Genomic DNA, 18401 nt, shown 5'->3' on the forward strand with positions numbered 1-18401 from the left:
TGTGGCCTGTCGAGCTGTCGCTGCCCGGGAGGTCGTGGATGTCGTCGGTGGTTGGGCTGTTGGAACAGCGTGAGCTGGGTGCTCGCCGTCGTGTTGACGAGCTGCGGGAGGAAGTCGACCGCGTCCAGGCCGAGTTGGCCGTGGCCGAGCGGGAATGGAAGGAGTGGATCATCGCCTGTTCGCGGGTCGGCGAAGTGCTGGCCCCCGTGGACGAGAGCGGGCAGGACTCCGCCTGGGCCGAGGGGACCGCGCCGGCCGCCGAGGAGCAGTCCGGAAAGACGCCGCAGCCGCCGGAGGCAGCGAAGACGAAGTCGCAGGTCCCGGTGTGGCGTGAGGGGCTGGCCTGGTCGGTGCTGTCGGCGGACTACCAGCGCATCCTGAGGGCGCTCGCGGACCGGGCCCGGCTCCATCAGGGGCCGCTGACCTGCCAGGAGATGGCCGCGGTGTTCGGCACGGACGTGGTGCCGGCACGGGTGGAAGCGCTGCGGGCGAAGGCGAAACGCCTGGTCGCGCGGGGCTGGCTGGCCGAGCCCGCGCCGGGCCGGTTCACGCCGGCTGCGGGTGTGGCCGGGCCAGGCGGCGGGTCATGAGCAGGGTCATCGACCAGTAGATCATCGCTTCGGCGCTGGTGGTGCGGCGCTCGAAGTCGCGGGCCAGGCGGCGGGTGCGCATCAGGTGGGCGAAGAGGCGCTCGACGATCCACCGCTTGGGCAGGACAACGAAGCCGCGCATGTCGTCGCTGCGTTTGACGATCGCCAGGACCAGGGCGAGCGCGGTGAGGCAGTGGGCGACGAGGGGGCCGGTGTAGCCGCCGTCGGCCCAGACCAGTTCCAACTGGTGGTGTGTGTCGGTGACTTGCCGCAGCAGGACCTGGGCGGCGGTGCGGTCGCCGACATCCGCGGCGGTGACCATCACGCCCAGCAGCAGGCCGAGCGTGTCGACCACGACGTGCCGCTTGCGCCCGTTGACCAGCTTGCCGCCGTCGAAGCCGCGGCTGTCCGAGCCGACGACGGCGTCCGCCTTGACGGACTGCGAGTCGATCACCCCGGCCGTCGGCTCCGCATCCCGCCCCAGCCTCTCGCGGACCTTTGCGCGCAGCCGGTCGTGGAACTCCTTGACCAGCGAGTGGTCGCGCCAGCGGCGGAAGAATGCGTAGACCCGGTCCCATGGCGGGAAGTCGGCGGGCATCGCCCGCCACTTGATGCCATTGTCGACGAGGTAGCGGATCGCATCGAGTATCGCCCGGTGGCAATACGCCTCCGGCTGCCCGCCCCGGCCGCGCATCCAGCCAGGCACCGGCAGCAGCGGCCGTACCGCCGCCCACTCCGCGTCCGTCATGTCCGTCGGATAACGCGGCTGCCGCAACCCGTTGTCGGCGGCGTTTCCGAACCGGTGAGCCAGACAGTCACACTCCCGGGTGACCAAGGTGGACTGCCCGGCCATCGGCACGGAAGACTGCAGCACCAGGGCCTCCTGATGTTGCTCGGTGATTCGACACCAACGAGCTGTTCAGGAGGCCCTACTCCTATGCGCCGAACACCCCACGACCACCCAATCGAGACTCCCGTTCGACGGACACAGCTCAAGACCGGAACGACAACAGCTACTTAGGATTTCAAAAGGCCACTCATCCGCCACGGGCTCAACCCGCCGCAGTGGGGCCGCCGGGCGGAGTCATTTCTCACCTGCCGAATCGCGTCCCCCAGGCACCGGGTGGAGTCAGAACTGCCGCCCTCCCATGGGATGCCAAGCAACTTCACTTGTCGGTCCCAGCGAAGCACCTTAGATAGCTGGCAAGCTGAGCACGCACCAGACGCAGCGGGCACCCTTTCGTAGGAGGTGCTCAGGCAATGACGAAGCTGGGGTGCAACAGTCCGGCAGGGTCGTACTTACGGGCCAGCTGCAGCAATCGGTCACGACGCTCGGCGTCGAAGAGTTCTGCGGCGGCACGTTGGTCGGGTCGTCCGAAAGTGAAGTTCGGCGAGCTGCCTACGGTGGCCCCGGACCAGTTGGCCAACAGTTCATCCTGCAGCGCCCGCGCACTTGCCGCGTTCGACGTGGTCGTCGGGGCTACCACACCTACAACACACAGCAGGTACATCGCCTCGCGGTGGCTGACTGCGTTCGGCACCCTCGGCGCAGTGGACAGCGCCCCACCGAGATGACGTACTGAAATGATGGAGCGAACCGACCGGCCTGGAGCCGATGCGGCGATGGCGTCGCGGAGGTGTTCCTCGTCGATCGCCCGCAGCAAGACGTTGTCGCCGACATACGCATGCGGCTGATCCGGTTCGCTGAAGACAGTGTCGGACCGTCGGTACGGGATCTCCTGCAAACCGTCGTGCGCAGGTTTCAACGCCCGCAACGGGGCCACCAACTCGTCTGCCTCCGCAGCCGAACCCAGGTAGGCGATCTGGACATGGGCCATGTGCCGCTCGGAAACCTCGAGCGTGGTCATCGCCGAGGTCATCTCCGAGGGCATTGCCGCCGTCCATTGCAGCCAGGTCGAGACCGCCTCCGGCGTCTCGCCCAGGTCAAACACCAGACCGCCCCCGACCAGCCTGGCGACCGGCATCAAAGCCATCTCCAGCCCGGTCACGATGCCGAAGCTCCCGCCACCGCCGCGGAGCGCCCAGAACAGGTCCGGCTCCTCGTGCTCCGAAACCGTCAGCACGGAGCCGTCGACGGAGACCAGCTCCAAGCGCGTGACATGGTCCGCGGCGAAGCCGTAGCGACGAGCCATCAGCCCGATGCCGCCGCCGAGCGTGTAGGAGACAGCGCCGACACCGGGCATGCTCCCGGACAGCGGAGCCAGACCGTAGCGTGCGGCGGCCTCGACCACGTCGCGCCACCGCGCTCCAGCGCCGATCCTCGCGGTGCCGGCGCCGGGGTCGATATCGACACTGTCCATCCTTCGCGTCGACACCAATACACCTTCACGGGCGAGCGGGTTGGCGAGTCCATGTCCCGTGGCCTGGACCGCGATCGGCATACATGACTCCGCGGCCTGCCGGACGGCCGCCACGACGTCGCCGGCGGACCGTGCCGCCACCACGTGGGCCGGCCGATGGTGCTCCCGCAACTGGAAGCCGGCACGGTGCTCGTCGTAGTCGGCAGACCCTGGGTGGTACGCCGCCGCTGATGCGGCGTCGGTCGTGTGGGCACTCATCGCGAGCACCTTTCTGGATCGGGGGGTGCGTGCGGGCACCTACGGCGAACAGGCAGCTCGTAGGCACGCATCCGCCAGCCTGACCGGGATATGCGCCGCATCGTGTCGCAATTCTTGAAAAGCTCGGTGGGTGACCCCAGATCGCTTCTTCAGCCTGATGCTGCTCCTCGAATCGAGGGAGGCCGTGACCACACAGGAACTTGCCTCAGCGCTCGGGGTGTCCCTTCGAACCATCACCCGGGATCTGAACTGGCTCCGCGACGCCGGTCTGCCGGTGACCGCACAACGAGGCCGCCTCGGAGGAGTGACCATGCTGCCCGGGTCCGGGCTCGACCTCACGCGGCTCACACCGGGCGAGCGTGATCATCTGTCACTCATGGGGCTGGATGAGAAGCAACGTGCGGAACTCGACGCATCGGTCGAAAGCCGGCGCGCGCTCTCCAAGATCGCCGCTGCACAGCCGCGTCGAGTTCATGAACTCCTGCCGCTCACCGACGTAGTGCACGTGGACAGCCGCCCCTGGCTCCACACACGAGGCTTCGGCACGACTCCGGCTTCGCTGATCGGCGCAGTGCGGCGAGGTCACCGGCTACGGATCGCGTACGACAGCCCACGCGAGTCATGCCCACGCGACCTGGTCGTGGATCCCTACGGGCTGTTGGCCAAGGCCGGCATCTGGTACCTCGTCGCCGACTGCGCCCGAGTGCCACGGCTGTACCGACTCGAACGGATCACGACGTGGAAAGAAGTCGACCGGCCACGACGGATCCGCGAGAGCCAGACCCTGGCCACCGTCGCTGCGGCGCTCACTGCTCAGTGGGAACACAACCACGCGATAGAGGTCAGCGCCACCATCGACCAGACCCAGATCGAGCGAGCGCAACGGATCTTCGGCCTACGACTCGTCCTGGACGACGATGAAGAATCCGCCACCGGCCGCAAGGTGACGATCCGCTTCCTGCATCTCGAGGACGTGCGAGCACTACTCCCGTTCGGGAGCGCCATCACAGTGCACGGCCCCACCGAAGCCAGGGCTCACCTTCGCGACCTCGCCACCAACCTCGCCCACCACTATGCGCCGTCATCAACGTCCTGACCCGCAACAATAGGACTTCCCTTATGGATCACGTCGGCAAGCCACGGACCGTAGCATCGAGGTCCGGTGCTGCGTGAGGGGACTGGATGGTGGAGATTCCGTTGGCTCCAGGCGCTTCCGCGGCCGTGGAAGCCCGGCGGCAACTGGACAGATGCGGAGCACTCGCGCCTCCATGCGGTCACTGATGCGTTCGCTGACCGCAGCGAGGGCATCTGTGAGCGCTGTGGTGCCGATGGCTCACTGCGTGAGGGGCGGCGGGTTCACCTCGTGCTGTGCGATCGGTGCGAGACGCTCGTTCCGGAGCATGGTCGTCTCTGACCGGTGCTGGTGACCTGTGGTCGCGCAGACCGAGCGGTGCATCTGCCTGGGCAAGCGAGGGGCCTCTTTACGGCGCGGGCCTGTGCGGCATGCGGATCAGTAACGGGCCGCGCTGACGCTTTGCCTGGCGGTCATACTGACGCCTCGACTACGGCCGGGGCTGGGGTGTTCAGGAACGTCTTCTCGGCGATGTCCGCGGCCTCCTCGGTGCGCAGCTTCCGCAGCTTCGCCTTGCGGTCGTCGAACCGGCTCTTGACCTTCATGGCGGCGACGGTGGCCGCGACCGACGTCACCGGCCGTGGCGCCGACGATCCCCGCGACAACACATCCCGCGGGGAACAGGTCGGCGTGCCCAACGAGATTGTTGCCGCTGCCGCGCAGAAGACTGCTGGATGCGCCGGCCGTTCTGAAGTCAGACAGGGACGTTCAGTCCGGCTGCCTCACCAGCATCAAGGACCAGATCTCGCCCTTCCAGCGCATGTTCATGGCGCCACTGGAGGGGCGCTTCGCCACGCTGGGGGCGGAGCGTGATGTCCCCGGGTACGGGTCACAACGCGGACCCGGGCGGCGTCGTACCGCTGAACGTCCCCGCCCTGGACTGCGGGGTCCAGCCGTTGGCCCTACCGGTCAGTTGCGGAGTCCGACGACGTACAGGGCGTCCCGGCCCTGGTCGGGCACGTCGGCAACGGAGACGGATGGGCGCGCTCGGACTCCTGGTCCCAGGCCGTCATCGTGAAGATCAGCGCCATGGCTGCTATGAGCAGTTGGACCGCTCCCGCGTAGGGGTGTGCCGAGAGCAGGAAGACTACGGCGACCATGAGCACGCCCAGTGTGAAGCCGCCGAGCCAGAGGACCGGGATCCAGTCCATCGTGGGTGCCCCGCTTTGCTCCTCCGGGCGGGCCCATCCGCGAAGGCTCAGCGTCAGACCAAGCAGGATGGCGACCGGGATCTCGATGAGCAGCACGATCAGGCTGATACAGCCACCCTCGAACCCGTCGCCTCGCGAGTCTGAAGGCTTTCCCTGGCGGCAATCGTTCTCCGGCAAGCGCGGTGTACGCGAACTCGGCTCGAAGGGCATGGTCACACGCTCGTACGTCACTCCGCGCGCTGCATCACGGTTCACCAGGCCGAGACCGAGTCGTGGCCGAGCTGAGCACCCGCAGGGCCTCTCCCTGCCTTCGACCTGCCAAGGGAACGCACTTGCTCGTACGAGGGTTCCGGGGACGCGAACATGGCCTCCGTCAGTCTGCTCATCACGATGCCGACTGGGATCCGTTCGCGGGGGCGTCACGCTCCGTGAAGACTTTACTTGTAACTCCCCGCACCAGGTCGTTCATACGCTGACCGCGTGCGGCGGTTGCCGCTTGGTTCCGGTCGCGTCCAGACAGGTGGACGGGGTGACGTCACGCAGGGAGGCCGAGCGGCGGGTGCTCGAGCACTCGGGGCTTGTACTCGACCAGCTGGATGCGGCCGTCGAAGGTGCGGTGCTCGATCATCTCGAGGGCAACGTCCGGATAGCCGTCGTAGATACGTTCTTGGCCCGTGGCCCCGGTGATCACCGGGAACATCACGACCCGGAAACGGTCGACGAGTCCGGCGCGCAGCAGGGACCGGCACAGGGTGAGGCTGCCGATCGTGCTGAGGAGCCCCGAGCCGTTCGACTTCATGGCGCGGACCGCCTCGACGGCGTCGCCGCGGACGAGCGTGGAGTTGGCCCACGTCAGTGGCTCCTTGAGTGACGAGGAGAACACCACCTTGGCCGCTTGCGTGAGCTCGTCGACGGATGCTTCTTCTTCGGGCCTGAACTCGTCTTGGCCACTCGGGACCTCGCCTGCGGCGAAGCCCGACATCAGGCGGTAGGTGTTCGCTCCCATCAGGTAGGTGACCTCGGGCTGCTCGCCGAGCCATCCGAGGTACTCCGGGCCCTCCATGCCCCAGAAACCGGGCCACCCCTCTCCGGAGGCGTAGCCGTCGAGGGAAGTGATGAAGTCGACGAGAAGCTCCGACATATCGGCGTCCTTTCCTGAGGTGTCACCAGCTTGGACCGGCCGGGAGCCAAAAACTCATCGGCCGCGCTGTGGAGTCCCGAGAGAATCCAGGACGCTGCGGCTGATCAGGTCGGCGGAGCACCACCGGGTGAGGCGTCTCCTATGAGGGCGCCGTCACCATCCCGGTGCCGCTAGGGGCACAGGCGATGGCACGGCGCGCTGGGGATGTAGGTGCGCCACTGCGCCTGGGTCAGGTTCGTGCCACCGGGCCGGGTGCGGACGAGTGAGACGGCGCGGGCCGCTGGCCAACACCGTCTTCACCGACGACGAGGACCTCGAATGCACCCTCCGCCGAGGCTTACGTCGTATTCAGCTCCAGCCTGACCTCACCGACGGCTGCTTGGCGGCTCTAGGCTGCCCCCTTGCCCAGCAGCCGACAACGACCCGAGGAAGTCAGTGGGCCGCTTCCTCGGTGGGGTGCTCCTCGACGGCGTGTGAGTCGGTCAGGGTCAGCGCGCCGACCGCGGAGATCAGTCCTACGACGACGGCGAGGAGTGCGTAGGTGACCCGTTCGCCGTGGAAGAACGACGCGACGAGGCCGCTGCTCCAAGTTCCGGCAGGGAGTTGGGTGGTGACGAGGGCGGCGATCAGGGTGCCGACGACGGCGGTGCCGACGCTGGAGCCGACTTCCTGGGCGGTGTCGTTGAGGGCGGCGCCGATGGAGGTGCGGTTGTTCGGCATCGCGTCGACGAGTGCGACCGCGCAGATCGTCATCACGGTGCGCAGTCCCACGGTCATGAGGACCATGCAGGACGCGATGGCGGCGTAGCCGTGGTCGACGGCCCAGGACAGGCCGGCCAGTGATCCGGCCAGGCAGGCGGCGCCCACCAGGCAGGCGATGCGGTGGCCGAACCGGCGTGCGAGCCACTCGGACAGGGGCGTGGCGGTCAGCATCGTCACAATGATCGGCAGATTGGCGAGGCCGGCCCGCACCGGGCTCCACCCGTAGGCGTACTGGAAGTGGAGGATCAGTCCGAACATCACGCTGGCCATCGCGATGGACGTGCCGATCTGGGCGATGGCGGCGCCGCGGACCGTGCCGTTGGAGAAGAGATTCAGGTCGAGCATGGGGGCCTTGCTGCGCCGCTCGTGCCGGACGAACAGGACAGCCGCCATGATGGTGCCGGCGATTGACGTGAGGGTGATGGCCGAGAGCCATCCGTGCTCGACGCCGCTGGTCAGCGAGTAGCAGGCGAGGCCGATGGCAGCGACGCTGAGGACGGCGCCGGGGACGTCCAGGGTGTCCTTGGTGAGGTCTTCGGGCCGGTCGCTGGGGACGCCGAGTCGAACGCCGATGCAAGCGATCACGGCGATGGGGGCGTTGACGACGAGGAGCCACTCCCAGCGGACATGAGCCAGGGCGGTGCCGCCGAGCAGCGGTCCGAGGACGAACCCGGACATGCCGACGATGATCATCACCGTCATGGCACGTGTCCGCAGACCCTTGTCGTCGAACAGGCGGAAGACCAGTGAGTTCGTGATCGGGGCCATCGCCGCGGCGGCTATGCCGAGTGCGGCTCGCAGGGCGATGAGCTGGCCGGCTGTGGTGACGAGGACGACGCACAGGCTGAGCGAGCCGAAGACGGCGAGCCCGATGAGCAGGACCCGGCGTCGGCCGAGCCGGTCGGCCATGGATCCGGCGGTGAGCAGCAGTCCGCCGAAGGTCAGCGAGTAGGCGCCGGTGACCCATTGCAAGGCGGTCGTCCCGCTGCCGAGGTCACGGCCGATGGTGGGCAGGGCGATCGACAGGAGGGTGTTGTCGACCATTTCTACGAAGAAGGCCAGGCAGAGGGCGGCGAGGGGTATCCAGGCCGCGCGCAGGGATGGATAGGTGCGGGCAGGGGTGTGCAGCGTTGCGGTGGTCATGACGGTCTCCAATCGAACGTCGTTCGACTATCGAACATGGTTCGATGCGGTACGATAGAACAACGTTCGATACGGTGCAAGACGCGAAGGGATCAAGCCGTGACACGCCAGCAGAACCGCTCCGGCGGGGGACGCCGACGGGCTTCGCATTCCATGGAGTCCGTCCTCGCCGAGGCAGTGGCCCTGCTCGACGAGGCAGGAGCCCCGGCTCTGACCTTCCGGGCGCTCGCACAGCGCCTCGGCGGCGGCGTCGCCAGCATCTACTGGTACGTCGCCAACAAGGACGAACTTCTCGACCGGGCTGCCGACTACGCCATAGGCCCCGTCCTCGCCGACGTCGAGAAGATCCCTCTCGGCGACGACCCGATCGGTGACCTCCGCGCCATGGCCATCACGTTGTTCGACGCGATCGTGCAACGTCCCTGGCTGAGCTCCTACTTCATGCGCAACACCAGCATCCAGAACAACACCTTGGGGCTGTACGAGAAGCTCGGTCAGCAGACTCTCCGCCTGAACCTCACCGCGCCCCAGCGGTTCCACGCCGTGTCCGCCATCGTGGGAGTCGTCGTCGGCTCCGCCGTCGACCTCGGACAGGAACCGACCCAGGAGATGCTCGACGGTGCCGTGGACCGTGACGAGTACCTCCACCGCGTCGCCCAGGACTGGAGGGAACTCGACCCACAGGAATTCCCCTTCGTCCACGAGATCGTCGACGAGTTCGACGGCCACGACGACGTCGACCAGTTCCGCTCCGCCCTGGAACTGACTCTCACGGGCCTCCGTCTGCAAGCCGGAGCGTGAGGCGGGATCGAGGGGCGGGTCTCAGCAGTGGATTGTCCGGCTCTCACAGGACAACGCGGATGCGAAGCTGAAGGCTGGACGAAGCTCTGGAGGACGTGGAGGCCGCGCGGGAGCCAACCGCGAGCTGACCCCTGACCCGAGCGGACGGCACGCGACTTCGCCTCGCTGCTTCCGCTGAGGCCACACCTCAACGCAACCCTTGAGGACAACGCGATGAACGACCTGTTCAAGCGCGAGAAGTACGGTCACCTGCCCCGGCCTCTCGTCACCCGGTCGGCGAGGAGGAGACGCCCTTGGTTCCTGCCGGGATCTACAAGGGACGAGGCCGACCGCCGAACATGAGCAGTTCTTGTCAGGGGCAAGGCCTTCCATCGCATGGCCGCACTACACCGTCCTGCCAGCTGACCGGCGAACCCTGACGGCCTACGACCAGAACGACCCTGGAGAACCAGACCACCGCGCTGCTCTCCCCCTTGCCCGAACACCGAAAATCGCATCGGCCGGCCGGAAACAGTTGTCCCTCAACGACTCCTCAACGCCCCAATCAAGAGAGCGAGTTAGGCAGCTGGCGAGACGTCTGACCGACCGCGCCTATGGGTGCGTGTCCGTGATCGCGATGACCTGGTCGAGGTGGTCCAGGGTGGCCTGCAGGTCGTCGATCTTGGCTTGGATGCGCTCGCGCTCGGCTCGCAGCATGGCTCGTTGCTCGGCGTCGGTGTGCCCGGCGTCCCAGCACGGCAGGAGTTCGCTGATCCTTCGGCTGGTGAGGCCGGCGGCGAACATCTGCTGGAAGAAGCGGACCAGGGCGATGGCGTCCTGCCGGTACAGGCGCTGGCCGGACGGGCTGCGCTCCGCGATGAGCAGCCCTTGCTGCTCGTAGTAGCGCACGGCGCGCACCGAGACGCCGGCGCCTCGTGCCACCTCGCCGATGCGGATCAACCGCTCGGCCGCGGCCGCTGTGACAGTCATGGTGATTCCTCTCACCGCCGGCTCCGACGATCAGCACTTGCCTCTGACGCTAGCGTCAGGTTTTAGCGTACTGGCCATGGATATCACCAACTCCGTCGCCCTCGTCACCGGAGCCAACCGCGGCCTGGGCCGCGCCTTCGCTCAGCGCCTGCTCGAACGGGGCGCCCGTAAGGTCTACGCGACGGCCCGCCGACCCGAGACCTTGGACCTGCCCGGGGTCGAGGTGCTGTCTCTCGACATCACCGATCCCGCATCCGTGAGGGCCGCCGCCGCGGCCGCCCCGGACGTCTCGCTCCTCATCAACAACGCGGGAATCAGTACGGGGACCGACCTGGTGACCGGTTCGCTGGACGCGGTGCGGCACGAGCTGGAGACCAACACGTTCGGCCACCTGGCAATGATCCGGGAGTTCACGCCGACGCTCGCCAGGAACGGCGGGGGCGCGATCGTCAACGTCCTCTCCGCCATGTCGTGGTTCGGAAGCAAGGGCGCCAATGCCTACCACCTGACCAAGGCCGCCGCCTGGGCCATGACCAACGGCGTCCGCCTGGAGCTCGCGGAGCAGGGCACGCTCGTCACAGCAGTACACCTCGGCCTGGCCGACACCGACATGACGGCGGGCTGGCCCGTGGACAAGATGGCTCCGTCGGACCTGGCCGACGCGGCGCTCGACGGTGTCGAGGCGGGCTCCGCCGAGGTCCTCGCCGACCAGTGGAGCCGGGACGTCAAATCCCGTCTGCCGCTGACGCCGGAAGAATTCAACGCCGCAATGGACCGCGCCCTGGCGGCGCTGATGGCTTCATAACGCTGTTGTCAGACCGTCGGAGTGCGACTTCATCGACCCAGGTGAGGGTGAGGGCACGTACTCACCTGGCGTCGTCGTCCTCGGTCATGTCGTACTCGTCGACGTCGAGCTCCGCACCAGTGGCACTGAGGAAGTCCAGGACCTGGCGGTCCAAGTGCCAACCGAAGAGGTTGGGGGCGTCAGCGGAGTCCGACTGGGCTTGGTCGGTGTCATTGAAGTAGCGCACGACGTGAAGCGCTGCTCCGCCGCCAGTGCCGACCAGATGCCTGGTGAGGTCGCAGATGAGGTCCGTGTGGGGGTGCAGCCTGTCGAGAACGCGGGCGATCTGGTGGTCAACGCGCAGGCCCGGATCTCGGCATTCGATCATCCAGGAGTGGTCGACCGGGACCACTGCCGGTTCGGTGAACCGGCTGCCGCGAACGGCTACCTTGTCGGGAGTGATCCCTAGCTGCGAGGTCATGTCGTCAGCCGAGATGCGCTGGCTGAACAGCGCGAAGTAGGCGTACTGGTGAAGTGGCACCCTCGTGGAGGCTAGCGGTGCGGGAGGCGGGCCGACCAGGAATATGAGTGCTTCGACAGTCTTTCCCTCGGCCCGCTTGCGGGCGTAGTACTTCCGCGAGTTCGGGTCGTAGCGGACGCTGACCTGCGCGGAGGTGTAGAGGCGCGGGTGCGACGCCCGCGAAGACCGCCAAGGCGTCCGGGGAGTCGAACCGTCGAGGCTGCCGCCGACGGCGGCGAGGAACTCGGCTCCGAACACGTCCACCAGTTGATCCCCAACACCACGACTCGGGACACGACCACGTCAACTGAGCTGGATTACATAGCGTCCAGGTTCGCTGTCAAAGGACACAGTGGGCACCCACGGAGTCAAGCTAGGCTCTCGCGACTCAGGCGGGGAGCCTCCAGCATCCGGGACGCCCCCCGCCACCGAAAGCGTGGCGCAGACGGTCGGCGGCTGGTCACACGAGGTGATCAGCCGCCGATGACGCCAGCAGTGTGATGTCGGGCCGGGGCCGCAACCGAAGCAGGTCTCGCGGTGCTCTGGACCAGTAGTCCGCACAACACCGCTGGGAGACAGAGTTGACCCCCTGGAACAACAACGAGAACCTCGGTTCCTGCGCCTACGCCGACCCCTACGCCGCTCCGGACACCCATGACAACATCTGGCCGGCTGGCGACCAGGCCTGTGACGATCTGGACTACTTCCTGCCGCCGCCCAACCCCGCCGAACGCCTCAGCGGGATCCTCGACCCGCGCGATGAGCGGCGTCTTGCCCTGAATGCGACGCTCACCGCCGCCGGTATCCCCCCGATGCCGGAAGACCGCGCGGTCATTGACCAGCTCAGTGCCCTGCCGGCAGACGTCAGCACCGTCCTCCAGCGCTGGCTGCACCACGCCCTGTGAACCCGGCGAGGTATCCGCGACCGTGCGCGACGCGCGGCATCGGGATGCGATCGGCCCGATTACCGTCCCGGCCCGGTCGGTCCAGCGGGAGCCAGGACGCCGCTATGGCTTGGATTGTCCCGCCCCCCAAGCGTGGGGCGGAGACAGCCATTTGACCCGGCGGGACCGGCCTTGGCCCGAGCCTGGCCTCGCTGCTGAGGGCCGCCTTGCATAACGCCTGTCTACCGGGACTGGTCGTTCACGTTGTCCTCGATCAGTTCCCGCGTGCGGCGCAGCAGCGCTTCGCGTACGTCGTCCGGTGACAGGACCCGCAGTGGTGTGGCCAGGCTGAGGAGGTACCTGGCGAGCCCGTCCGCGTCGGGGCCGCCGATGTCGACGATCGTGGCGTCGGGACCGTCCCGGCGATGGGTGCCTACCGTCTGTGGGATCAGCCGCAGCGCCTGGTCCATGGGCAGCGGGAGGCGGATCGTCACGTAGAGCGGGTAGGCCCCGGTCGCGATGGAGTGGGAAACAAGCACGGCCGGGTCGGGTTGGTCGATGAGCTCCACCCGGCGCCCGGTCGGCTGTATCTGACCAACCCTGTCGGCCCGGAAGGTACGCCACTCGTCCCGCGTCACGTCCCGGGCGACGAAGTACCAACGGCGTCCCGTGTGCACCAGGCGATACGGGTCGACATCCCGGACCGTGGCGTTCCCCTCCCGATCGCGGTACGACAGGCGACACCGCTCGCCCCGGCGACACGCGCCGGCCAATTCCAGCAGTACGCCGGGCGCGATCTGGGGCGCGTCGGGCCTCGTGGTGTGAACAAAGGTGGCGTCCATCTCGCCCAGCCGGTCCGCGATCCGGCGCGGCAGAACCTGACGCAGTTTCAGCAGTGCGGAAAGTGCGGCCTGGTTGCCGCCGAGAACGCCGCTGAGCGCGGCCTCGCGCAGCCCGACGGCCACGGCGAGCGCCTCCTCGTCATCGAGGATCAACGGCGGCACCCGGGCTCCGGCGCGGAGGCGGTACCCGCCCCATGGCCCGGGGTCGGACTCAACCCCGTAACCGAGTTCCCGGAGCCTGGCGACGTCCCGTCGCACCGTGCGTTCGGTGACTGCCATGTGGTCGGCCAGCTCGCCGCAGGTCCACGACGGTCGTGCGGACAGGAGCGAGACCAGTCGCAGAAGACGGGCGGATGTGCTGATCACACTGAAGTGTCCCGCATGACCAGGACCGAATCTGTCCTGGTCCCGTCATAGCGTCGTCCTCATGAGTACTGGAAACACGTCCGCACCCGCGATCCGCTACGCGGCTGTCACCTTCGACTGCCCGGATCCCGCCGAAATGGCCCGCTTCTACGGGGAGGCCCTCGGCCTGCCCGTCGTCTACTCCAGCGACGACTTCATCCTGCTCGGCCAGGAGGGCTCTGCCGGACTGGGGTTCAACCGGCTGACCGACTACAGGCGTCCCACCTGGCCGGACCCGTCCCAGGAGAAGCAGGCACACATCGAACTGGGCGTCGACGACCTGGAGTCCGCGCAGGCTCACCTGCTGGCCCTGGGCGCTGTCGAGCCCCCGACCCAGCCCCAACCCGACCGGTGGCGAGTTCTGCTGGACCCCGCCGGCCACCCGTTCTGCATCACCACCCTCGTCTGAACCTGCCTTCCTCCGCCTCGTGAACGAGGCGGATTCCTAGGTGGTGAAGTTGTGGATCACGTCCCGGACCCGGCCTGTGCTAGTGAGCGTGGTCGTGGCGATCTTCGCCACGGCCACGCCCTGCGCCGATAGCTCCACCATTGGGGCCCGTCGCCAGGTCACCACCGACCCCATGTCGCAGCGGATAGTTGGCAGCAACCACGGCCCTCACCGTCATCGATCTCGCGAACAGCACTGTGGCCCGGTGGCCTGGCATCGGCTTCATCCGGTGGGCTACGTTGTGCGCTATGACTACCGGGACGGCGTTGCGCCACACACGGATTGGCGACCCGGTGCTCCTCTGAGCGCCGTACGGGCCGGTGAGGGCCCGCTGTTGGATCGAGGACCTTGCGCTGTGGCGCGGGCCCCGCCTCCGTCGTGTTGATCACAGGCTCGATACATCAACCACGACAGGAGAGTTCATGACCATCAAGATGCTGCAGATTCCCACCGCGGACGGCCATGCCGACGCGTTCGCTGCCCTTCCCGACGGTGGCGGGAGGCACCCAGGGGTGCTGATGTACGCGGACGGCTTGGGGATTCGGCCCGTGCTGCGCGAGATGGCCCGGGAACTGGCCGGGCACGGGTACTACGTGCTCGTCCCCAACCTCTTTTACCGGCACGGCCCGGCGCCGGTGATCGAACTTCCGGAGCACATCGGAGAAGAGGTCCGGTCGGCGGTCTTCGCTCAGCTGATGCCGTTGATCGAGGCGCACACCACAGAACGTGTCCTGAGGGACGCTGACGCCTATCTCAAGTTTCTCACTGCTCAGCCCGAGGTCAGCGCCGGACCTTTTGCGGTGACCGGCTACTGCATCGGCGGCCTTGCGGCGACGCGTACCGCCGCGGCCCATCCCAGCCAAGTGGCCGCCCTCGCCGCGTTCCACGGCCCGGTAGGAGTCGACGGACCCGACAGCCTCTCCAAGATCACCGCCGAGGTCCACTTCGGCCACGCTGAGAGCGACTTGACGCCCGAGGCCCTCGGCGAGCTCAACAAGGCCTTGGACGCGGCGGGTGTGGGCTATACCTCCGAGATCTATCCCGGCACCGTCCACGGCTTCACCATGTCCGACACCGATGCCTTCAACCCTGCCGCACTGCAGCGTCATTGGGACAGCCTGTTGCCGCTTCTCGGGCGCACCCTGACCAGGAACTGAGCTTGATCCCTTAACCCCGTGCTGTCGTAACGAGGGCCGTGGACGCGGGTGTGCAGCAACTGGACGCCAGGCGCGATGTCTTCGCCTGGCGTCGCACTTCCGGGATGTCGTGTACGCATGCCTGACCGCGCAGGGCGATGCACTCTTCGAGCTGGTGGACGCGCCGTAGGTCGTGAGCTTGCTGCCGTCGCTTCGTGAAGCGGTTCGCGTCAAGGATCGTGTCGGCAGAGCGCGCCACGTGCCACGGTGCGCTCTGCCGGAGGGGCGGCTACTGCGCGGACGGCGGCTGCGTGAATCTCAGGATATTGCCGTACGGGTCGACGACCTGCAGTGTCGGCCCGCCGGGCGCGTCCGGATCGATTCCGGGACGTACCGGCGCGTTCGGTCGGGCGAGCAATTCCTCGTGCAGCGCGAACACGTCGCGCACCGGGATCCAGACGGCGCTGTTGGGGACGCCATCGCCGTGGTGTTCGGAGAGGTGCAGCACGGCTGCCGAGCGCGATACCTGCACATACAGCGGCAGCCCGGGCTCGAAGCGATGCTCCCAGTCCAGGGCGAAGCCCAGGTAGTCAAGGTAGAACGGCAGTGCCTGGGCGACGGACATGACGCGCAGGACCGGCACGCCCGGGCTGATGTCCGGCGTGGCAGTGCTCCCAACGCGGCTCGTCAGAGCAGCGAGCACGTTCCAGTCCTTGGTGCCGAGCTGATGGGCGATCAGCTCGAGTGCGAGGCTGTGCCGGATCTCGATACCCGCTTTGGCAAGGTCCTCGCGCAGGAGTTTGGCGAGCTGCTTGGCGCGGTCAGTGGTAAGGGACGTCATCGCGTCGGCTTTCCACGCGGCCCATGATGCCGATGCTCGCGTTGTCGGCCGGCGCCGCGTTCAGTGAGCCGAGGCGAGGAGACCCACGGTGCATTCACCCAACCTTGAAAGGCGCGAGCGGCCGGCTGCACCAGGCCGCTACCGATAGTACTGGTTGGCCTGAGGCGATGGGACGCGCGCAGGCGCGGGCCTGGTGAGGCCGTCGCCACCGCGACCAGCGGAGTCCGGTGCTCGAGATGGTGCACCGGGTTGATCAGTGCCGGGAGTGGAGGCCGATGTCCTGCCGGTCGTGCGGAGTTGGGCAACATGCGCAGCAAGGACGACCGCTGGTAGCCCGGCAACTACGAGACGAACCTCGCCGCCGTCCGCGGTGTCTGGAAGGGAACGTGGCCGCCGCCCAGGTCACGCTCACGTCCGAGGACCTCGCCCGCGTCCAGGAGATACAACATGCGTGGGTCAGGTGGGGAGTCCTGCGTCGCGGGCCACGAGGGCGGCTTGGACGCGGTTGGTGACCTCCAACGCGGTCAGGATGCGGCTTACGTGGGCCTTGACGGTGCTCTCGCGCATGGCGAGACGGGTGGCGATGTCGGCGTTGGTGTCGCCCTGGGCGAGCAGGGCGAGTACGTCGGCTTCGCGGGGGGTGAGGCGCTCCAGTCGGGCCTGGGCCGCGGTGACCTGGGGCTGGTGGGTGGCGTGGTAGCGGTCGATGAGGCGGCGGGCCGCGGTGGGGTGGAGCATGGCTGAGCCGGCGGCCACCAGGTGGACGGCGCGCAGTATTTCGGCGGGGTCGGTGTCCTTGAGCAGGAACCCGTCGGCTCCGGCGGCGAGGGCGTCGTAGACGTATTCGTCGAGGTCGAAGGTGGTGAGGGTGATGACCTTCGGGGGGTGGGGGAGGGCTCGCAGGCGGGCGGTGGCGGTGATGCCGTCCATGCGGGGCATGCGGACGTCGACGAGAGCGACGTCGATGCGGTGGGCGGTGGCCTGCTCGATGGCCTTCAGGCCGTCGGCGGCCTGGGCCACCACTTCGATGCCCTCATCGTCGTTGAGGAGGTCGGTGAGGCCGAGGCGGACCAGGGCGTCGTCGTCGACGATCATGGTGCGGATCATGTGGGGGTGCCGTTCTGTTCGATGCCGGCGGGGTGGGGGATGCGTGCGGCCAGCCGCCATGCGCCCGCGCCGGCCGGTCCGGCGTTCAGGTGCCCGCCGAGGGCGGTGACGCGTTCGCGCAGGCCGACGAGTCCGTAGCCGCTGCCGACGGTGTCCGTGCGGGAAGTGCCAGGGGGGTTGGTGACCTCGACGAGGGTGGTGGGCGGCCGGTAGTCGATGCGTACGGTCACCGGAGCGCCGTCGGCGTGCTTGCGGGCATTGGTCAGTGCTTCCTGGACGATGCGGTACACGGCCAGACGGTGGGTGGTGGGAGCCTGCTCGGGAAGGCCGTCGGTGGTCAGCTCGACGTGCTGGCCGGCGGCGCGGGCCTCGTCGGCCAGTTCTTTTACTTCCCTCATCACCGGCTTGAGGGTGGCGTCGGCCGGCGTGGCGTCAGGGTCGCGCAGTACCCCGAGGACGTCGCGCAGATCGGTGAGGGCCTCGACGGACGTCGTGCGCAGCAGTCCGAGGCGTTCGGCGAGGGGTGCGGGCAGTGTGTCGCTCTTGGTGGTCAGGACACCGGTGTGCAGGGCGATCAGGCTCAGGCGGTGGGCCAGGACGTCGTGCATCTCGGCGGCGATCCGGGACCGTTCCGCGATGCGGGCCGCCTCTTCGCGCAGCTGCGCCTCGATGCTCAGGTGTTCTACGTCGGCTGCCAGCGCCAGCAGCAGACGGCGTCGGCTGCCCTGCCACAGCCCGACGAGTACGGCCAGCACCGGCAGGAACACCGTGGACGCGTAGGACTGCGCCCTCCACAGGGAAGTGGCTTGGTAGCCGAGCAGGTTGGCGCCCCACGCGACGATGGCGCAGCCCACCGCCACCCGCGCCCGGCGGTCCACTGCCAGGTCGTACAGGACGACTGCCAGCATGGGCAGCAGCAACGATCCCCACCATGCCGTGGCCACGGTGAGCAGCACCGGCGCAGCGGGCCATCGCAGCCGGGGCACGAGCAGGGCCGCTGCGCACACCAGCGCTGTGGCCATGACGGGGGCCAGGTAGCGCCCCCGGGCTGCCATGTCGTTGAGCGTGGCGGCGGCGACACACAGGGCCACGAGAGTCCCGCGCCCGTAGGCCGCCCATCTGCGGCTTTCTCTGCTGCTCACCTGGCCCATGCTAGGCAGGCCGGC

20 protein-coding genes and 1 pseudogene are annotated in these 18401 nt (G+C 67.9%); 7 read left to right on the forward strand and 14 right to left on the reverse strand.

The features are described from left to right. Positions 1-38: 38 nt before the first annotated feature. Positions 39-590, forward strand: coding sequence for a hypothetical protein (locus OG381_RS45070; RefSeq protein WP_327721793.1), 552 nt, complete (start codon positions 39-41; stop codon positions 588-590). Here the strand turns inward: OG381_RS45070 and OG381_RS45075 are convergent. Continuing rightward, a complete protein-coding gene (locus tag OG381_RS45075; RefSeq protein ID WP_327721794.1) occupies positions 547-1464 on the reverse strand; it encodes an IS5 family transposase in 918 nt (305 codons plus the stop codon). The two genes, OG381_RS45070 and OG381_RS45075, sit on opposite strands and share 44 nt — an antisense overlap. A 379-nt stretch (positions 1465-1843) precedes the next feature. Next, positions 1844-3169, reverse strand: a complete 1326-nt coding sequence (locus OG381_RS45080; protein ID WP_327721795.1) for an FAD-binding oxidoreductase — start codon at positions 3167-3169, stop codon at positions 1844-1846. A 130-nt stretch (positions 3170-3299) separates the two neighbouring features. On the opposite strand from OG381_RS45080, the gene OG381_RS45085 reads away from it, so the two are divergent. Continuing rightward, positions 3300-4265 carry a helix-turn-helix transcriptional regulator gene (locus tag OG381_RS45085; protein WP_327721796.1) on the forward strand — a complete coding sequence of 322 codons (966 nt, stop codon included), beginning with the start codon at positions 3300-3302 and terminating at the stop codon, positions 4263-4265. Between the two features lie 449 nt (positions 4266-4714). Here the strand turns inward: OG381_RS45085 and OG381_RS45090 are convergent, their stop codons facing one another. The 4 genes from OG381_RS45090 to OG381_RS45105 form a co-directional block, all read right to left on the reverse strand. Next, a complete protein-coding gene (locus OG381_RS45090; protein WP_327721797.1) occupies positions 4715-4846 on the reverse strand; it encodes a hypothetical protein in 132 nt (43 codons plus the stop codon). A gap of 357 nt (positions 4847-5203) precedes the next feature. After that, the gene (locus OG381_RS45095) at positions 5204-5548 is read right to left on the reverse strand and encodes a DUF6234 family protein (RefSeq protein ID WP_327721798.1); all 345 of its coding nucleotides are present in this window, start codon (positions 5546-5548) and stop codon (positions 5204-5206) included. A 439-nt stretch (positions 5549-5987) separates the two neighbouring features. Next, positions 5988-6593, reverse strand: a complete 606-nt coding sequence (locus OG381_RS45100) for a dihydrofolate reductase family protein (RefSeq protein ID WP_327721799.1) — start codon at positions 6591-6593, stop codon at positions 5988-5990. A gap of 432 nt (positions 6594-7025) precedes the next feature. Further along, the gene (locus tag OG381_RS45105) at positions 7026-8498 is read right to left on the reverse strand and encodes an MFS transporter (RefSeq protein ID WP_327721800.1); all 1473 of its coding nucleotides are present in this window, start codon (positions 8496-8498) and stop codon (positions 7026-7028) included. A gap of 153 nt (positions 8499-8651) precedes the next feature. On the opposite strand from OG381_RS45105, the gene OG381_RS45110 reads away from it, so the two are divergent. Next, positions 8652-9299, forward strand: a complete 648-nt coding sequence (locus OG381_RS45110; RefSeq protein ID WP_327722724.1) for a TetR/AcrR family transcriptional regulator — start codon at positions 8652-8654, stop codon at positions 9297-9299. Positions 9300-9890: 591 nt separating this feature from the next. Here the strand turns inward: OG381_RS45110 and OG381_RS45115 are convergent. Continuing rightward, positions 9891-10268 (reverse strand): MerR family transcriptional regulator, encoded by a 378-nt coding sequence (locus OG381_RS45115; protein ID WP_327721801.1) that lies wholly within the window; start codon positions 10266-10268, stop codon positions 9891-9893. Positions 10269-10344: 76 nt separating this feature from the next. Between OG381_RS45115 and OG381_RS45120 the strand changes: the two genes are divergently transcribed. Then, positions 10345-11073 carry an SDR family oxidoreductase gene (locus OG381_RS45120; protein WP_327721802.1) on the forward strand — a complete coding sequence of 243 codons (729 nt, stop codon included), beginning with the start codon at positions 10345-10347 and terminating at the stop codon, positions 11071-11073. A 61-nt stretch (positions 11074-11134) separates the two neighbouring features. Here OG381_RS45120 and OG381_RS45125 read toward each other — a convergent pair whose 3' ends face one another. Together OG381_RS45125 and OG381_RS45130 are read right to left on the reverse strand one after the other, a co-directional pair. Next, positions 11135-11593 carry a DUF4279 domain-containing protein gene (locus OG381_RS45125; RefSeq protein WP_327722725.1) on the reverse strand — a complete coding sequence of 153 codons (459 nt, stop codon included), beginning with the start codon at positions 11591-11593 and terminating at the stop codon, positions 11135-11137. 36 nt (positions 11594-11629) lie between these two features. After that, a pseudogene (locus OG381_RS45130) lies at positions 11630-11830 on the reverse strand (IS110 family transposase); the annotation flags it as partial. A gap of 323 nt (positions 11831-12153) precedes the next feature. Between OG381_RS45130 and OG381_RS45135 the strand changes: the two are divergent. Further along, the gene (locus OG381_RS45135) at positions 12154-12477 is read left to right on the forward strand and encodes a hypothetical protein (RefSeq protein WP_327721803.1); all 324 of its coding nucleotides are present in this window, start codon (positions 12154-12156) and stop codon (positions 12475-12477) included. Between the two features lie 221 nt (positions 12478-12698). Here OG381_RS45135 and OG381_RS45140 read toward each other — a convergent pair whose 3' ends face one another. Beyond that, positions 12699-13664, reverse strand: coding sequence for a helix-turn-helix transcriptional regulator (locus OG381_RS45140; protein ID WP_327721804.1), 966 nt, complete (start codon positions 13662-13664; stop codon positions 12699-12701). Between the two features lie 61 nt (positions 13665-13725). Here OG381_RS45140 and OG381_RS45145 point away from each other — a divergent pair, with 61 nt between their 5' ends. Next, positions 13726-14112: a VOC family protein gene (locus OG381_RS45145; protein WP_327721805.1), complete on the forward strand. Its 387-nt coding sequence runs from the start codon at positions 13726-13728 to the stop codon at positions 14110-14112. A gap of 36 nt (positions 14113-14148) precedes the next feature. Here the strand turns inward: OG381_RS45145 and OG381_RS45150 are convergent, their stop codons facing one another. Next, positions 14149-14286 carry a helix-turn-helix domain-containing protein gene (locus OG381_RS45150; protein ID WP_327722777.1) on the reverse strand — a complete coding sequence of 46 codons (138 nt, stop codon included), beginning with the start codon at positions 14284-14286 and terminating at the stop codon, positions 14149-14151. A gap of 287 nt (positions 14287-14573) precedes the next feature. Here OG381_RS45150 and OG381_RS45155 point away from each other — a divergent pair, with 287 nt between their 5' ends. Continuing rightward, positions 14574-15308, forward strand: a complete 735-nt coding sequence (locus OG381_RS45155) for a dienelactone hydrolase family protein (RefSeq protein ID WP_327721806.1) — start codon at positions 14574-14576, stop codon at positions 15306-15308. 268 nt (positions 15309-15576) lie between these two features. On the opposite strand, the gene OG381_RS45160 is transcribed toward OG381_RS45155, so the two are convergent. The 3 genes from OG381_RS45160 to OG381_RS45170 all read right to left on the reverse strand — a co-directional run bounded on the left by OG381_RS45160 (position 15577) and on the right by OG381_RS45170 (position 18377). Next, positions 15577-16128, reverse strand: a complete 552-nt coding sequence (locus OG381_RS45160) for a glyoxalase superfamily protein (protein WP_327721807.1) — start codon at positions 16126-16128, stop codon at positions 15577-15579. Between the two features lie 456 nt (positions 16129-16584). Beyond that, the gene (locus tag OG381_RS45165) at positions 16585-17235 is read right to left on the reverse strand and encodes a response regulator transcription factor (protein ID WP_327721808.1); all 651 of its coding nucleotides are present in this window, start codon (positions 17233-17235) and stop codon (positions 16585-16587) included. Further along, positions 17232-18377: a sensor histidine kinase gene (locus OG381_RS45170; protein ID WP_327721809.1), complete on the reverse strand. Its 1146-nt coding sequence runs from the start codon at positions 18375-18377 to the stop codon at positions 17232-17234. The genes OG381_RS45165 and OG381_RS45170 overlap by 4 nt, the downstream gene beginning before the upstream one ends. Positions 18378-18401: the final 24 nt, after the last annotated feature.

The organism is Streptomyces sp. NBC_00490, from assembly GCF_036013645.1.
Classification (GTDB): Bacteria; Actinomycetota; Actinomycetes; order Streptomycetales; family Streptomycetaceae; genus Streptomyces; species Streptomyces canus_F.

Excerpts from the sequence above, each read along its gene's own strand:
- OG381_RS45080 (WP_327721795.1), bottom strand. The coding sequence starts at position 3,169 with ATGAGTGCCCACACGACCGACGCCGCATCAGCGGCGGCGTACCACCCA.
- OG381_RS45160 (WP_327721807.1), bottom strand. The coding sequence starts at position 16,128 with ATGACGTCCCTTACCACTGACCGCGCCAAGCAGCTCGCCAAACTCCTG.
- OG381_RS45115 (WP_327721801.1), bottom strand. The coding sequence starts at position 10,268 with ATGACTGTCACAGCGGCCGCGGCCGAGCGGTTGATCCGCATCGGCGAG.
- OG381_RS45110 (WP_327722724.1), top strand. The coding sequence starts at position 8,652 with ATGGAGTCCGTCCTCGCCGAGGCAGTGGCCCTGCTCGACGAGGCAGGA.
- OG381_RS45070 (WP_327721793.1), top strand. The coding sequence starts at position 39 with ATGTCGTCGGTGGTTGGGCTGTTGGAACAGCGTGAGCTGGGTGCTCGC.
- OG381_RS45090 (WP_327721797.1), bottom strand. The coding sequence starts at position 4,846 with ATGAAGGTCAAGAGCCGGTTCGACGACCGCAAGGCGAAGCTGCGGAAG.
- OG381_RS45150 (WP_327722777.1), bottom strand. The coding sequence starts at position 14,286 with ATGGGGTCGGTGGTGACCTGGCGACGGGCCCCAATGGTGGAGCTATCG.
- OG381_RS45145 (WP_327721805.1), top strand. The coding sequence starts at position 13,726 with ATGAGTACTGGAAACACGTCCGCACCCGCGATCCGCTACGCGGCTGTC.
- OG381_RS45165 (WP_327721808.1), bottom strand. The coding sequence starts at position 17,235 with ATGATCCGCACCATGATCGTCGACGACGACGCCCTGGTCCGCCTCGGC.
- OG381_RS45105 (WP_327721800.1), bottom strand. The coding sequence starts at position 8,498 with ATGACCACCGCAACGCTGCACACCCCTGCCCGCACCTATCCATCCCTG.
- OG381_RS45120 (WP_327721802.1), top strand. The coding sequence starts at position 10,345 with ATGGATATCACCAACTCCGTCGCCCTCGTCACCGGAGCCAACCGCGGC.
- OG381_RS45155 (WP_327721806.1), top strand. The coding sequence starts at position 14,574 with ATGACCATCAAGATGCTGCAGATTCCCACCGCGGACGGCCATGCCGAC.
- OG381_RS45100 (WP_327721799.1), bottom strand. The coding sequence starts at position 6,593 with ATGTCGGAGCTTCTCGTCGACTTCATCACTTCCCTCGACGGCTACGCC.